This window comes from Micromonospora eburnea, from assembly GCF_900090225.1.
GTDB lineage: Bacteria > Actinomycetota > Actinomycetes > Mycobacteriales > Micromonosporaceae > Micromonospora > Micromonospora eburnea.
This window is the reverse complement of record NZ_FMHY01000002.1, coordinates 6,276,880-6,291,560: the sequence shown is the minus strand read 5'-3', so window position 1 is coordinate 6,291,560 and position 14,681 is coordinate 6,276,880. Positions and strand designations below refer to the sequence as shown.

Annotated in this window: 12 protein-coding genes; 6 read left to right on the top strand and 6 right to left on the bottom strand. The window is 73.7% G+C overall.

Translation table 11 applies throughout. The features are described 5' to 3' along the window. Nucleotides 1-115 precede the first annotated feature (115 nt). From valS to GA0070604_RS27270, 5 genes are all read right to left on the bottom strand, one after another. Nucleotides 116-2,785 (bottom strand): valine--tRNA ligase, encoded by a 2,670-nt coding sequence (valS, locus tag GA0070604_RS27290; protein WP_091124786.1) that lies wholly within the window; start codon nucleotides 2,783-2,785, stop codon nucleotides 116-118. A 50-nt stretch (nucleotides 2,786-2,835) separates the two neighbouring features. After that, nucleotides 2,836-4,866 carry an ABC transporter ATP-binding protein gene (locus tag GA0070604_RS27285; RefSeq protein WP_244162095.1) on the bottom strand — a complete coding sequence of 677 codons (2,031 nt, stop codon included), beginning with the start codon at nucleotides 4,864-4,866 and terminating at the stop codon, nucleotides 2,836-2,838. Beyond that, entirely contained in the window at nucleotides 4,863-6,710 is a 1,848-nt protein-coding gene (locus GA0070604_RS27280) for an ABC transporter ATP-binding protein (protein WP_091124784.1), read from the bottom strand. Before GA0070604_RS27280 ends, GA0070604_RS27285 begins: the two co-directional genes overlap by 4 nt. Nucleotides 6,711-6,778: 68 nt before the next feature. Further along, a complete protein-coding gene (locus GA0070604_RS27275; protein WP_091124780.1) occupies nucleotides 6,779-7,279 on the bottom strand; it encodes a methylated-DNA--[protein]-cysteine S-methyltransferase in 501 nt (166 codons plus the stop codon). Continuing rightward, the gene (locus GA0070604_RS27270; RefSeq protein WP_091124777.1) at nucleotides 7,276-8,787 is read right to left on the bottom strand and encodes a DNA-3-methyladenine glycosylase 2 family protein; all 1,512 of its coding nucleotides are present in this window, start codon (nucleotides 8,785-8,787) and stop codon (nucleotides 7,276-7,278) included. Before GA0070604_RS27270 ends, GA0070604_RS27275 begins: the two co-directional genes overlap by 4 nt. 336 nt (nucleotides 8,788-9,123) lie before the next feature. Here GA0070604_RS27270 and GA0070604_RS32800 point away from each other — a divergent pair, with 336 nt between their 5' ends. Further along, a complete protein-coding gene (locus GA0070604_RS32800; RefSeq protein WP_167363585.1) occupies nucleotides 9,124-9,579 on the top strand; it encodes a hypothetical protein in 456 nt (151 codons plus the stop codon). On the opposite strand, the gene GA0070604_RS27265 is transcribed toward GA0070604_RS32800, so the two are convergent. After that, a complete protein-coding gene (locus GA0070604_RS27265) occupies nucleotides 9,482-10,477 on the bottom strand; it encodes an EamA family transporter (protein WP_167363584.1) in 996 nt (331 codons plus the stop codon). The genes GA0070604_RS32800 and GA0070604_RS27265 overlap by 98 nt on opposite strands. Nucleotides 10,478-10,571: 94 nt before the next feature. Between GA0070604_RS27265 and GA0070604_RS27260 the strand changes: the two genes are divergently transcribed. From GA0070604_RS27260 to GA0070604_RS27235, 5 genes are all read left to right on the top strand, one after another. After that, complete coding sequence (locus tag GA0070604_RS27260) at nucleotides 10,572-11,084, top strand: MarR family winged helix-turn-helix transcriptional regulator (protein ID WP_091124774.1); 513 nt, start codon at nucleotides 10,572-10,574, stop codon at nucleotides 11,082-11,084. A gap of 34 nt (nucleotides 11,085-11,118) precedes the next feature. Further along, nucleotides 11,119-11,865: a Type 1 glutamine amidotransferase-like domain-containing protein gene (locus GA0070604_RS27255; RefSeq protein ID WP_091124772.1), complete on the top strand. Its 747-nt coding sequence runs from the start codon at nucleotides 11,119-11,121 to the stop codon at nucleotides 11,863-11,865. A 104-nt stretch (nucleotides 11,866-11,969) separates the two neighbouring features. After that, the gene (ychF, locus tag GA0070604_RS27250) at nucleotides 11,970-13,055 is read left to right on the top strand and encodes a redox-regulated ATPase YchF (protein WP_091127450.1); all 1,086 of its coding nucleotides are present in this window, start codon (nucleotides 11,970-11,972) and stop codon (nucleotides 13,053-13,055) included. 391 nt (nucleotides 13,056-13,446) lie between these two features. Then, a complete protein-coding gene (locus tag GA0070604_RS27240; RefSeq protein ID WP_208602177.1) occupies nucleotides 13,447-14,088 on the top strand; it encodes a hypothetical protein in 642 nt (213 codons plus the stop codon). Nucleotides 14,089-14,120: 32 nt separating this feature from the next. Next, a complete protein-coding gene (locus tag GA0070604_RS27235; protein ID WP_091124765.1) occupies nucleotides 14,121-14,669 on the top strand; it encodes a GNAT family N-acetyltransferase in 549 nt (182 codons plus the stop codon). Nucleotides 14,670-14,681: the final 12 nt, after the last annotated feature.

Below are 14,681 nucleotides of genomic sequence, written 5' to 3'. Positions count from 1 at the left end.
ACGCCTGCGGTAGAGCAGGGGCCCCCTCTTAACACGCACCGGGCCCGGAACGTACGGGTGTGAGAGGGGAACCCTGCTATACGCCAGGCGTTAACAGGGGGCCCCTCCTTACATCTCAAAAGGCGCAGGCGACGACCAGTTCCGGCGTGCGATCCGGCAGCAGGTCGAGCTTGGCGATCCGGCCGGCCGCCCGGACGTCGTCGGCGACCAGGGTGAGCCGGTCGAGCACGGCCGCCGGGCCGAGCGCCTCGGCCAGCGGCACCTCGGCCTTCATCGACAGTTTCCGCTCCGACTTGGCCCGGCGCACCTGGCCCAGCGCGTCGGCGGCCAGCCGCAGCAGCTCCGGATCCCCGGGGGCCTGCACCGCCCGGCCCACCTCGTACGTGGTGGGCCACGGCGCGCGGTGCACCGAGCCGTACCGCCACCAGGACCAGACCTCCTCGGTGACGAAGGGCAGCACCGGGGCGAACAGCCGCAACTGCACCGAGAGCGCGGTGGCCAGTGCCGCCCGGGCCGAGTCGGCGCCCGGCCCGGAGCCGTAGGCCCGCTCCTTCACCAGCTCGATGTAGTCGTCGCAGAACCGCCAGAAGAACGCCTCCGTCGCCATCAGGGCGGCGGTGTGGTCGTACCCGTCGAACGCGGACGTCGCCACCCCGACCACGCCGGAGAGTTCGGCGAGCATCGCGGTGTCCAGTGGCTCGGTGGCCGACAGCTCCAGGTCGCGGCGCGGCGTCAGACGCGCCGAGCTGGAGTTGTCGTACGGGGCGCGCAACGCGTCGGCGGCGCCCAGCCCGAGCGCGAACCTTGAGGCGTTGAGCAGCTTGGTGGCGAGCCGCCGCCCCACCTTGATCTGCGCCGGGTCGAATGCCAGGTCCATGCCGGGCTTGCCGCTCGCCGCCCAGTAGCGGACCGCGTCCGAGCCGTGCTGCACCAGCAGGTCCATCGGGGTGACCACGTTCCCCTTGGACTTGGACATCTTCTTCCGGTCCGGGTCGAGGATCCAGCCGGAGAGCACCGTGTCCCGCCAGGGCAGCACCCCGTGCTCCAGATGGGAGCGGACCACCGTGGCGAACAGCCAGGTACGGATGATCTCCTGCCCCTGCGGGCGCAGGTCCATCGGGAAGACCATGCGGAACAGCTCCGGGTCCGTCTCCCACCCGCCGACGATCTGCGGGGTCAGCGACGAGGTGGCCCAGGTGTCCAGCACGTCCGGGTCGCCGACGAAGCCGCCCGGCAACCCGCGCTGCGCCTCCTGGTAGCCGGGTGGCGGCTCGGCGGACGGGTCGATCGGGAGCATCGACTCGTCCGGTGTGAGAGGGTGGGCCCAGTCCGGCTCGCCAGCGTCGTCGAGCCGGTACCACACCGGCACCGGCACGCCGAAGAAGCGCTGCCGGCTGACCAGCCAGTCCCCGGTCAGGCCGCCCACCCAGTGCTCGTAGCGGTGCCGCATGTGCTCCGGCACCCAGCGCAGCTCGCGGCCCCGGGCCAGCAGCTCCTCGCGCAGCCCGGCGTCCCGGCCGCCGTTGCGCAGATACCACTGCCGGGTCGAGACGATCTCCAGCGGGCGGTCGCCGCGCTCGTAGAACTTCACCGGGTGGGTGATCGGCCGCGGCTCGCCGACCAGGTCACCCGCGTCGGCCAGCAGCTCGACCATCGTCCGCCGGGCACCGTTCACGGTCTGCCCGGCCAGCGCGGCGTAGGGCTCCGCCGGCACGCCGGCGGGCGGCTCGGGCAGCAGCCGACCGTCCCGGCCGATCACCACGCGGGTGTCGAGTCGCAGCTCCCGCCACCAGGTCACATCGGTCAGGTCACCGAACGTGCAGACCATCGCGATGCCCGTGCCCTTGGCCGGGTCCGCCAGCGGGTGCGCGCGCACCGGCACCTCGACCCCGAAGACCGGGGTACGCGCCGAAGCGCCGACCAGGTCCGCGTACCGCTCGTCGTCGGGGTGGCAGACCAGCGCCACGCAGGCCGGCAGCAGCTCCGGTCGGGTGGTGTCGATCAGCACCTCGCGCCCGCCCGGCCCGGAGAACCGCAGCCGGTGGTACGCGCCGGGCCGCTCCCGGTCCTCCAACTCGGCCTGCGCCACCGCGGTGGCGAACCCGACGTCCCAGAGCGTCGGCGCCTCCGCCTGGTACGCCTCGCCCCGGGCCAGGTTGCGCAGGAACGCCCGCTGGCTGGTCGCCCGGGCCACCCGCCCGATCGTGGTGTACGTCAGCGACCAGTCCACCGACAGCCCGAGCCGCCGCCACAGCGCCTCGAAGACCTGCTCGTCCTCCGCCGTCAGGCGCTCGCACAGCTCGATGAAGTTGAGCCGGGAGATCCGCACCGGATCCTTCCGGGCCGCCTCGCTCACCGGCGTGGCCGGTGGCTGCCAGTCCGGGTCGTACGGCAGGGCCGGGTCCGGGCGCACCCCGTACACGTTCTGCACCCGCCGTTCGGTGGGCAGGCCGTTGTCGTCCCAGCCCATCGGATAGAACACCGTCCGGCCGCGCATCCGCTGGAACCGGGCCACCGTGTCGGTGTGGGTGTACGAGAAGACGTGCCCCATGTGCAGCTCGCCCGATACGGTCGGCGGCGGGGTGTCGATCGAGTACACGTCCGTCCTGCGGCCATCCGGGCTCGGCGCGTCTGACGCCGCGCCGCGGCCCCGTACCGCCGGCTGCGCCCGGTCGAACGTGTACGTGCCCTCCTCCTGCCAGCGGCGCGCCCAGGTCTCCTCGATGCCGTCCAGGGTCGGACGCTCGGGGACGCCGGCGCGGGCCGTCCTCGCCGTATCGGTCATCACGCGATCGTAGGCACCGGGTGCCCCACCGACCACGGGTTATGCGGTGGTCAGATCAGCGAGTCGCGCCACTGGCGGTGCAGGGCGGCGTACCGGCCCCCGGCGGCGGCCAGCTCGGCCGGTGGGCCGTCCTCGACGATCCGCCCGCCGTCGAGCACCAGCACCCGGTCGGCGATCTCCACGGTGGAGAGCCGGTGCGCGATCACCAGCGCGGTGCGGTCCCGCAGGATGCTGCCGAGCGCCCGCTGCACCAGGCGCTCGGTGGGCACGTCCAGCGACGAGGTCGCCTCGTCCAGGATCAGCACCCGCGGGTCGGCCAGGAACGCCCGGGCGAACGCGACGAGCTGCCGCTGCCCGGCGGAGAGCCGGCCGCCGCGCCGGTGCACGTCGGTGGCGTACCCGTCGGGGAGCGCGGCGATGAACTCGTGCGCGCCGATGGCCCGGGCGGCGGCCTGCACGGCCGCGTCGTCGGCGTCCGGGCGGCCGAACCGGATGTTCTCCGCCACCGAGCCGCTGAACAGGTGGTTCTCCTGGGTCACCAGGACGACCGCCCGGCGCAGTTCGGCGTCGGCGAGGTCCCGCAGGTCGACCCCGTCCAGGCTGACCGTGCCGCTGGACGGGTCGTGGAACCGGGCGAGCAGCTTGGCGATGGTGGACTTGCCCGCGCCGGTCGGCCCGATCAGCGCCACGGTCTGCCCGGCCGGGACGGTCAGCTCCAGGTCCACCAGGATCGGCGCCTCCGGCCGGTAGCCGAAGCGTACCGACCGGAAGGCGACCCGGCCCCGCCCCCGGCCGGCGGGCAGCGGCACCGGACGCTCCGGCTCGGCCACCGCCGGCCGTTCGTCGAGCACCCCGGCCAGCTTCTCCAGCGCGGCGGTGGCCGACTGCAACGCGTTGTAGAACTGGCTCAGCTCCTCCATCGGCTCGAAGAACCGGCGCAGGTAGAGCAGGAAGGCGGCGAGCACCCCGACCTCGGTCCGGCCGCCCAGCACCCGCCAGCCTCCGTAGCCGAGCACCAGGGCGGCGGTCAGGTTGCCGATCAGCCGGATGCCCGGCGAGTAGACCGCGATCAGCCGGAACGCGTCGAGGCTGGCCTGCCGGTAGTCGTCGTTCACCGCGGCGAAGATGCGCTGGTTGCGCGGCTCCCGCCGGTACGCCTGCACCGCCCGGATGCCGCGTAGCGACTCGACGAAGTGGACGATGACCAGTGCCACCGCCTCCCGGGTGCGCCGGTAGGCCGCGGCGGAGGCGCGGGCGAACCACCGGGACAGCCAGAACAGGAACGGGAAGGCGAGCAGGGTGGCCGCTGCCAGCGGCAGGTCCAGCCAGAGCAGGATGCCGGCCACCGACAGCACCGACAGCGCGGCGAGTACCAGCTTGTCGATCCCGCCGTCGACCAGTTCGGCGATCGAGTCCAGGTCGCTGGTCAGCCGGGACACCATCCGGCCCGAGGTGTAGCGCTGGTGGAAGCCGACGTCGAGGCGGAGGAAGTGGCCGTACACCCGCTGGCGGAGGTCGAGCAGGACGGCCTGGCCGATCCGGGCGGCGAGGGTGAGGAAGGCACGCCGGGCCGCGTACCCGATGCCGGTGGCGACGACGAAGGCGGCGGCGACGGCGATCAGCGGACCGGGGTCGCCGGCCCGCAGTGGCGCGATACCCCGGTCGATGCCGAGCATCACCAGGTACGGCCCGGCCATCGCGGCGGCGTTCTGGGCCAGCAGCAGCGCCACCGCGAGCGCGAGCCGGCGCCGGTGCGGGCGCAGCAGCTCGCCGAGCAGCACCCGGCTGCGGGCCCGGAGCCGGGCGATTGCCTCCGGCGTGGCGTCCTCGGCCCGGCTGCGGTCGGCGTCCGGGTCGCTGGCCCGGCCGCGCCACCGGGCGAGGTCGACCTCCTCGCCCGGGCCGTGCGCGCCGCCCGGCCGGTCGGGCCCACCCTCGCGATCGTCCGCGGGCTGGCACGGGTCGAGGCCGCCATGGCGGGGGCGGCGCGGGTCGGGGCCGCCGTCCCGGGGTCGGCGCGGGTCGGGGCGGTCGCCGCGGCGCGGCCGGGGCACGCGGGGCGGGTCGTCCGCCCGGCTCACGAACGCACCAGGCCGACGCCGTCCGGCCACCGCCCGGCCGGGGTGGAACCGGGCTCGCCGCACCGCTCCGGCGCCGCGGAGAGCACCGCCCGGTACGCCGGCACCCCGGCCATCAGCTCGCGGTGGGTGCCGACGGCGACGATCCGACCGTCGTCGAGCAGGGCCACCCGGTCGGCCAGCGCCACGGTCGACGGGCGGTGCACCACCAGCAGCGCCGTGGTGTCCCGTAGCACCCGGCGCAGCGCCGCCTCGACCAGCGCCTCGGTGTGCACGTCCAGCGCGGAGAGCGGGTCGTCGAGCACGAGCAGGGCGGGCCGGCCGAGCACCGCCCGGGCCAGCGCCAGCCGTTGCCGCTGCCCGCCGGAGAGGGAGAGTCCCTGCTCGCCGACCCGGGTGGCCAGCCCCCACGGCAGGTCGTACGCGAACTCGGCCTGGGCCAGCGCGAGCGCCGCCCGTACCTCCTCCTCGCCGGCGTCCGGCCGGCCCAGGGTGAGGTTCTCCCAGACCGACATGGAGAACAGGGCCGGCTCCTCGAAGGCCATCCCGACCAGCCGGCGCAACGAACTGAGCCGCAGGTCCCGCAGGTCGTGCCCGTCCAGGGTGATCCGGCCACCGGTCACCTCGTGCAGCCGGGGCACCAGCGAGAGCAGCGTGCTCTTGCCGCAGCCGGTGGCACCGACCAGGGCCAGCGTCTCGCCCGGCTCGACGGTCAGCTCGACCTCGCGCAGCACCGGCGCGGCCGTCGCGGGGTAGCGGAAGGTGACCCGTTCGAAGCGCAGCCGGCCGCGGACGTCGGCGCGGTCCAGCGACCGGGCGTGCGGTGCGTCCACGATGGTCGGCGGCGTGTCCAGCAGCTCCTGGATCCGGTCGGCGGCGGTCGCCGCCTCCTGCGCGTTGGCGATGATCCAGCCGAGCGACTGCACCGGCCAGATCAGCATGAGCTGGAGACTGACGAAGGCGACCAGCCCACCGATGCTGAGTCCGCCCCGGGCGGCGGAGGCCGCCCCCGCCACCAGCACCACCCCGAGGGTCAGGTTGGGGACCAGGTCGAACGACGCCGAGGTGCGCGCCAGCAGCCGCGCCTTGCCGACCCCGGTGTCGTGCAGCCGGCGGGCGCCGTCGGCGAACCGGGTGGCCAGTTCCGGACCCCGTCCGTACGCCCGCATGGTGCGCAGCCCCTGCGCGGTCTCCTCGACCAGCGTGGCCACGTCCCCCTGCTGGTCCTGCATCCGCCGGGACGCCGCGTGGTAGTGGCGGGCGAACCGGCGGCTGATCAGGAACAGCGGCACCGCGCTGGCTGCCACCAGCAGCCCGAGCCACGGGTGCAGCCGGATCAGCAGCACCACCACGGCGGCGTAGGTGACCAGGTTGAGCACCAGGAAGAGCAGGCCGAAGGAGAGGAACCGGCGGATCACCGACAGGTCGCTGGTGATCCGGGAGAGGAGCTGGCCGGACTGCCAGCGGTCGTGGCAGCCGGCCGGAAGGCGTTGCAGGTGGGCGTAGAGGTCGGCGCGGATCGCCGCCTCCATGCCGACCGAGGAGGAGGACTGGGTCCACCGGCGGATGAAGATCAGCACCGCCTCGGCCAGCCCGAGCAGCAGGGCCAGGACGCCGAGCCGGACCAGCCCGGCCACGTCGTGCCGGGCCACCGGCCCGTCCACCACCCGCTGCACCACCAGGGGTACGGCCAGGCTCGCCGCCGTGGCGGCCAGGGCGGCGAGCAGCAGCCAGGCGAACTCGGCCGCGTACGGGCGCAGGTAGGTGCGCAGCCGCCAGAGGTTGCGCAGCGAGTGGGGACGGGCGTCATGACACGCCGGGGGATTGCCGTCGCTCCGCGCGGGCACTATCCGACGGTAGCGGCAAATACGAACAGCGTTTCTGTCAACTTGTTGTCAGCCGCCCGTCATGGTGGTCAGCGCCCCTCATGACCGAGAAGCCACTTCTTCACGCCCAGGCCCCAGCGGTAGCCGCCGAGCGTGCCGTCGGTGCGCAGCACCCGGTGACACGGGACGAACAGGGCGGCGGCGTTGCGGGCGCAGGCCGCCGCGGCGGCGCGTACCGCGGCCGGTCGCCCGGCCAACTCGGCGAAACCGGTGTACGTCACCGGCTCGCCCGGCTTCACGTCGCGCAGTACCTGCCAGGCGTGCGCCATGAAGACGCCCCCGGTGTGCTGCTCGACCGGGACCGGGTCGATAGCGGCCAGGTCGCCGTCGAGGTAGGCGCGGACGGCGGCGGTAACCGGGCCGAGGTCGGCCCGGTCCCTCAGTTCACCGCGCAGGCTGGGATGCATCAGCGGAACCAGGCCGGCCGGCTCGGCGGTGAAGCCGGCGGCGCGTACCGCCCCGTCGGGTCCGGCGAGCACGCTCAGCGGGCCGGCGGGGGTGTCGATGACGCTGCTGTCCAGGATGGTCATGCCGTTCTCCAGAGTCGAATCACCGCGTACGACCGCCAGGGGCGCCAGCGGTCCGCGTACGCGTCAAGGGTCTTCGGGTCGTCGGGCCGGCCGAGGGCGGCGGCACCCCGGCGTACGCCCAGGTCGGTGGGGAGGAAGACGTCGGGGTCGCCGAGGGCCCGCATGGCCACGTAGCCGGCGGTCCACGGCCCGATCCCGGGCAGCGCGGTCAGCCGCCGCACCGTCTCCTCCCGGTCCCCACCCGTGTCGAGGTCGAGCGAGCCGTCCGCCACGGCCCGCGCCACCCCGCGGATCGTCTCCCGCCGCGCAGTCGGCATCCGGAACCCCTCATCCGGCACCCCCAACACCTCCTCCGCCGTCGGGAACCCCCGCAGCGAGCCCTCCGCCCCCCGCTCCGTCTCGGGTTGATCAAGGAGTTTGCGTCCGGCGGGGGCCGTTTCCTCGACGCGAACTTCTTGATCAACGGGGACGGGGTGGGCGGCCGTGAGGAGGTGGGTGAGGGTGGTGCGGGCGGAACGGAGGGAGATCTGCTGGGTGGTGATGGCGCGGACGGCCATCTCGAAGCCGTCCACGGCGTGCGGGAGGCGGATGCCCGGTTCGGCCCGGACCGCCGGGGCCAGGGCGGGGTCCTGGGCCAGGGTGGTGTCGACGGCGACCGGGTCGGCGTCCAGGTCCAGCAGGCGCCGGCAGCGGGCCACCGCGGGGGCCAGGTCGCGCATGTCGGCCAGGCGCAGCGTGGCGACCACGTACCCGTCGGCCGGGGTCAGGGCGGCCGTGCCGGCGCCGTGCGGCAGGCGCAACCCTCGGCGGTACGTCCCGTCGCGTACCTCTTCGACGCCGGGCAGGGCCCGCAGGGCGAGGAAGTCCAGCAGCGCCCCCGCGTGCAACGGCGGCCGGTACGCCAGCCGCAACGTGATGGTGCCCGCCCCGCCGGCCGCGCGCTGCCGGCCCCGGCTGACCCGCAGGTCGGACGGCGTCGCCCCGTACACCTCGCGGACCGTGTCGTTGAACTGCCGGACACTGCCGAAGCCGGCGGCGAACGCGACCTCGGCCAGACCGAGCCCGGTGGTCTCGATGAGGGTCCGGGCGGTCTGGGCGCGCTGGGCCCGGGCCAGCGCGAGCGGCCCGGCGCCCAACTCGGCGCGGAGCATCCGGTGCAGGTGCCGCTCGGTGTAGCCGAGCCGGGACGCCAGGCCCGGTACGCCGTCCCGGTCCACGACCCCGTCCGCGATCAGCCGCATCGCCCGCCCGACCACGTCCGCCCGGACGTCCCACTGGGGCGAGCCCGGCGCGGCGTCGGGGCGGCAGCGGCGGCAGGCCCGCAGGCCGGCACCCTGTGCGGCGGCGGCGGACGGGAAGAAGCGGACATTCTGCCGTTTCGGCGTCATCGCCGGGCAGGATGGCCGGCAGTAGATCCCGGTCGACGTCACACCGGTGTAGAACCAGCCGTCGAAGCGCTGGTCACGGCTGTCGACGGCCCGGTAGCACCGCTCGAAGTCCAACTCCATGCCACCGATCCTGCCTCGCTGGTCCAGCCCTCGGCTGGCGGGATTCGGACCCGACCGTACGCCCGCCCTCGTTCCCCGCGGCTCACCCCGCCCGCGTCGAGATCACCACTGATCCGCGGAGAGCGCCCACCGCGCGCCCGAAGGGCCCTCCTCCCCGGGACGGAGGGCCCTTCACGCGCGACCCGCAGCAGTTCCGTCGCCCCAGGTCGCAGCCGCTATCCGTTGGGCCGCAACGGATTCCGGCGCGGAAAGTGTCGGTAGTGGCCGGTACCGTCCGGCCACCAACACGGGAGAAGGTGCGGGGGTGGCGAGCGTGGCCGGGCGAGGTGCCCGCTGATGCGGTCGGGGCGGGTGCGGCTGGACCGGGCGGTGGTGCAGGGCTTCTACGACCGGATGCGGGTGGTGGCGCCGGCCGCGTACGGGGCGATCGAGCGGGACCGGGCCGACGACCCGGGGCGGTCCTTCGCCGAGACCGCCTGTGGCCGGCTCGCCGGCTCGCTCGACGGGGGCGGGCTACGGGCGCTCGGCATGTGGGCGCACCACTGGTGCATGCGCTTCTACGACGACGACACCCGGGTCGGCCTGCGGCTGGTCCGGGAGATCGCCGGCCGGGGCGGGCTGGGCTGGACGGCCGACGAGGTGCGTTGGCTGCTCGACCAGTCGTACGCGGCCGGCCCCGCTGCCGCGCACCGGTTCACCCTGCCGCTCGCCGCGGCCGCGCAGCTGCCCCCCGGAGCGCTGCCCGAGTGGCGCGACGGGGTGCCGGAGTGGCCGCGACTGCTGGCCGGCTGACCGGCGAGCGGCCCGGTCCGAGCGGCGTACGCGAGCCGCCCCCCGACCGGCTCGGCAGTTGGCCGGCCACCATCGCGGTGACCGCCACCGCGAAGCCGACGAGCTGGATCGGGCTGAGGGCCTGCCCCAGCACCAGCCAGCCGAGCGTGGCGGCGGTCAACGGGCTGAGCGCGCCGAGCACCGACACCCGGGTGACGGGCAGCCGTGCCGCACCACGGAACCACAGCGCGTACGCCAGCGCGGTGCCGACGAGGCCGAGCCAGGCGTACCCGAGCAGAGCGGGCCCGTCGGGCACGGGCGGCGCGCCTTCGACGAAGGCGGCCACCGGCACGATCATCAGCCCGCCGGCGACCAGCTGCCAGCTCGTCGCGGCGAGCGTGCCGATGCCGGCCGGCCGCCCCCAGCGGCGGGTGAGCACCAGCCCGGCCGCCATCGCGGCGGCGCCGGCCAGCCCGGCGGTGACGCCCAGCGGGTCGAGGCCGGCGCCGGGCCGCAACACCACCAGGGCGACGCCCAGCGGGGCGGTGAGCGCGGCGAGCAGCGCCGGCCGGCCGGGCCGTTCGCCGAGGACGGCCACGGTGAGCGCGGCGACCAGCAGCGGCTGGGCGGCGCCCAGCACGGCCGCGGTGCCGCCGGGGAGCCGGTACGCGGCCACGAAGAGCAGCGGGAAGAACGCCCCGATGTTGAGCGCGCCGAGCACGGCGGAGCGCCACCACCAGTGCCCCCGTGGTCGGTTCCGGGTGAGGGCGAGCAGCAGCAGGCCGGCCGGCAGGGCCCGGATCGCGCCGGACCAGAGCGGCCGGTCGGCCGGGAGCAGCTCGGCGGTGACCAGGTAGGTGGTGCCCCAGGTGGCCGGGGCGGCGGCGGTGAGCGCGACATCGGTCCAGCGGCGATTCATGACAACCCTCTTTTCTCGTTGCTAAGTAGCTTAGCGCTAAGCTAACTGGTGTCGAGCGAAATGGGAAGAGCTGGGGTGCGGCACAATCTCCTGCGTGGCAGCGGACGACGTGGACGTGATCGTCGAGCAGTGGCGCCGGGAGCGGGCCGGGATGCGGCTTGAGCCGATGGCTGTCTTCGGGCGCATCTACCGGCTGGCCCGCCTGGTCGGCGACCGCCAGGAGCGGGTGTACGCCGGCTGGGGGATCAGCCGGGGCGAGTTCGACGTGCTCGCCGCGCTGCGCCGTTCCGGCGAGCCGTACACGCTGCCGCCGAAGGCGCTCACCGCGACGCTCATGCTCACCTCCGGCGGGATGACCGGCCGGCTCGACCGGCTGGAACGCGCCGGGCTGCTCCGGCGCGCACCCGACCCCGCCGACCGGCGCGCGCTGCGGGTGAGCCTCACCGACGAGGGCCGGCGGGTGGTCGAGGAGTCGGTCGACGCCGGGCTGGCCGTGCAACGGCAGGTCCTCGACGCGCTGCCGCCCGGAGACCAGGAACGCCTGGCCGACCTACTGCGTACGCTGCTCGCCGCCGCCGAGGCGGACGAGCCCGGCGCCGACGGATGACCCCGCCCGCCCAGCACCCATCGGAAGGACGAGCATGCCCGCCAGCGAACCGACCATCGTCGCCGCCAGCACCGGCTTCGCCAGCCGGCGCCGCGGCCCGTACGACGCGCAGCCCGGGCCGGTCTTCGACCTGATGGGCGAGCTGGCGGAGGCCGGCGACGCGCCGAGGATCTGCTACCTGAACCAGGCCGTCGGTGACCAGCCCACCGCCTACACCGTGTTCTACGGCGCGTTCGCCGGCACCCGGTTCCGCCCCTCCCACCTGGCCCTGTTCCCGATGCCCAACGTCGAGGACATCCGGACCCACCTGCTCGCCCAGGACATCATCTGGGTCGGCGGCGGCAGCGTCGCCAACCTCTGCGCGGTCTGGCGGGTGCACGGCCTGCCGGACATCCTGCACGAGTGCTGGCAGGCCGGCGTGGTGCTGGGTGGGATCTCGGCCGGGTCGATCTGCTGGCACCTGGGCGGCGCCACCGACAGCTACGGCCCGACCCTGCGGCCGTTCACCGAAGGGCTGGGCTGGCTCCCGTACGGCAACGGCGTGCACTACGACGGCGAGTCGCAGCGCCGGCCGCTGATGCACAGGCTGGTCGGCGACGGCACGCTGCCGACCAGCTACTGCACCGACGACGGAGTGGGGCTGGTCTACCGGGGCACCCGGCTGGCCGAGGCGGTGGCCGACCGGGAGGGCGCCGCCGCGTACCGGGTGACCCGGGAAACGGACGGCGGCGTGCGGGAGACCCGGATCGAACCGCGGCTGCTGACCGGCCAGTCCCGCTGAGCGGGGCACTGACTGTGCGTTCGTGGTGACCGCCGTCCCTTTTCGGTGCCGGCGGCGGGCCTGCCTGTCCGAGGCGCGCGGTGAACCGCGTAAGCTGGCTCGTCGTGAGTCTCACCATCGGCATCGTGGGCCTGCCCAACGTCGGCAAGAGCACCCTGTTCAACGCGCTGACCAAGAACGACGTGCTCGCCGCGAACTACCCGTTCGCCACCATCGAGCCGAACGTCGGCGTGGTCGGGCTCCCCGACGAGCGGCTGGACAAGCTCGCCGAGATCTTCTCCTCGCAGAAGGTGCTGCCGGCGCCCGTCTCGTTCGTCGACATCGCCGGCCTGGTCCGGGGCGCCTCCAAGGGGCAGGGCCGGGGCAACGCGTTCCTGGCGAACATCCGTGACGCCACGGCGATCTGCCAGGTGGTGCGCGCCTTCTCCGACCCGAACGTGGTGCACGTCGACGGCAAGGTCTCCCCGGCCGACGACATCGAGACGATCAACACCGAGCTGATCCTGGCGGACCTCCAGACCCTGGAGAAGGCGCTGCCCCGGCTGGAGAAGGAGGCGAAGCTCCGCAAGGACCGGGCCGCCGCCGTCGAGGCCGCCAAGAAGGCCGTCGACGTCCTGGACAGCGGCACCACCCTGTACGCGGGTGCCGCCGCCGCCAAGATCGAGCTGGAGCACCTGCGCGAGCTGCACCTGCTCACCACCAAGCCGTTCCTCTACGTCTTCAACGTCGACGAGGCCGAGCTGGGCAACGCCGAGTTCCTCGACGAGCTGCGCGCGCTGGTCGCCCCCGCCGAGGCGGTCTTCATGGACGCCAAGATCGAGTCTGAGCTGGTGGACCTGCCCGAGGAGGAGGCCCGCGAGCTGCTGGAGTCGATCGGGCAGTCCGAGCCGGGGCTGGACCAGCTCGTCCGGGTCGGTTTCCGGACGCTCGGGCTCCAGACGTACCTGACGGCGGGCCCCAAGGAGGCGCGGGCCTGGACCGTCCCGGTCGGCGCGACCGCGCCGGAGGCCGCGGGGGTCATTCACAGCGACTTCCAGCGCGGCTTCATCAAGGCCGAGGTGGTCTCCTTCACCGACCTGGTCGAGGCCGGATCGATGGCGGCGGCGAAGGCCGCCGGCAAGGTCCGGATCGAGGGCAAGGAGTACGTCATGCAGGACGGCGACGTCGTGGAGTTCCGCTTCAACGTCTGACTCCGGCCGGTTCATAGGCCCTTACGCCGCTCGATGCAGAACTCGTTGCCCTCTGGATCGAGCAGTGTGGCCCAGCCGGGGCCGTCCCGCGGTGCGGTGGTCCTCGTGGAGCTTCGCATCGAGGGCGATGGTCCGGTTCACCTCATCATCGCGGCTGCGCTCGGTCGGCTGCCAGCCGAGGTGGACGATGGGCCGTCGGTCGGAGGGCCTGCTGGCGTACGTCTGCCGCTGACCCGGTACTGGAGCCGCCTGCGGAGTCCCTATAGTTCGCCTGGTGGCGATTCCATCGGTGTTGCGGGAGTCATTGCACGATCCGGTGTTCTGGGCGCGGTACACCTTCGCCCACGAGGAGGGACCCGGGGCGGATCGGCTTGGTGACCTCGAAGACCTGTTGGACGAGGACGACGATGACGACGAGGACGAGGATTGCGCCGACTCGTCGCTCGACGTGGCCTTCGAGGTCGGCGCTGGCCATCACGTCGTACTGAGCATTGACGTCTCGCTCGACTCGTACAGCCTGATGATCACCACCCCGGACCTGTCCGAGCCGGCCGAGCTCGGATGGGACGACCTCGCGCACTGGCACCCGTACGCGTTGCGTTGGTCCGAACTCGACCTGATCTGCCGGGCGATCGCCGCGCGTGATCCGCAGCTGCCGCATTCCGGGGTTCCGTTGGCCCTGTTGTGCCGGTTCGCCGCCGTTTTTGACGATGACGACGTGGACCAGGCGGTCGCCACCGTCGATGCGGCGTACGCCGCACTGCGCCCTGCGCGGTGGGAGGGCTACTGGCCGCGCGGCACCGACTGGCTCGATCGCGCCGACTTCCGCGGTCAGCACGTCATCTGGCGGCGTGACGAGGCCGGCAACCTGTGGGCTCAGCAGGATGACCGTGACGACGAACCCTTCTACAGCACCCGGCTGGGGCCGGATACCGGCACGGGCGAGGGGTTTCCACACGTACCGCTCCGGGCTGTGCTGAACGCCGCCACGGCGACGGTAGGTGACGCGCGGCTGCCTGGCGTCCCGAGGTAAGCGGCGGCGGGTCTCCGTGTGACCATGGGCGGGTGAGTCCCACCCGGCTGGTCGCGCTCGATGATGCGCCGGTCCTGGCGGAGTTGCTCCGCCTCAACCGTGACTTCCTCGCGCCGTGGGAGCCGCTCCGGGGCGAGGACTACTTCACGGCGGACGGCCAACGTGCGGTCCTCCAGGCCGACCTCGCCCAACACGCGCAGGGATCGAAGTTGCCGCACGTCATTCTGGATTCCGGCAGCGTGGTAGGCCGCATCACGTTGAACGGCATCGTGCGGGGCCCGTTCCAGTCGTGCAGTGTGGGCTACTGGGTGAGCGCCAGCCACAACGATCGTGGCGTGGCGACCCGGGCGGTCCGGGAGATCGTGCGGGTGGCCTTCGAGGAGTTGGGGCTGCACCGGGTGCAGGCGGAGACGTTGCTGCACAACGTCGGGTCGCAGCGTGTGTTGAAGCGCAACGGGTTCCTGCCCATCGGTGTCGCGCCGGCGTACCTCAACATCGCCGGCGAGTGGCAGGACATGGCCCTGTTCCAGGTGGTGAACAGCTCCTGGTCGGCGGGCCGGTTCGACCCTGTGGGCGGCTGACCCGCTGAGCGA

What these genes read in the sequence shown, in the direction of transcription:
- valS (WP_091124786.1), bottom strand. Translation starts at nt 2,785, where the DNA reads ATGACCGATACGGCGAGGACGGCCCGCGCCGGCGTCCCCGAGCGTCCG.
- GA0070604_RS27275 (WP_091124780.1), bottom strand. Translation starts at nt 7,279, where the DNA reads ATGACCATCCTGGACAGCAGCGTCATCGACACCCCCGCCGGCCCGCTG.
- GA0070604_RS27270 (WP_091124777.1), bottom strand. Translation starts at nt 8,787, where the DNA reads ATGGAGTTGGACTTCGAGCGGTGCTACCGGGCCGTCGACAGCCGTGAC.
- GA0070604_RS32800 (WP_167363585.1), top strand. Translation starts at nt 9,124, where the DNA reads ATGCGGTCGGGGCGGGTGCGGCTGGACCGGGCGGTGGTGCAGGGCTTC.
- GA0070604_RS27265 (WP_167363584.1), bottom strand. Translation starts at nt 10,477, where the DNA reads ATGAATCGCCGCTGGACCGATGTCGCGCTCACCGCCGCCGCCCCGGCC.
- GA0070604_RS27255 (WP_091124772.1), top strand. Translation starts at nt 11,119, where the DNA reads ATGCCCGCCAGCGAACCGACCATCGTCGCCGCCAGCACCGGCTTCGCC.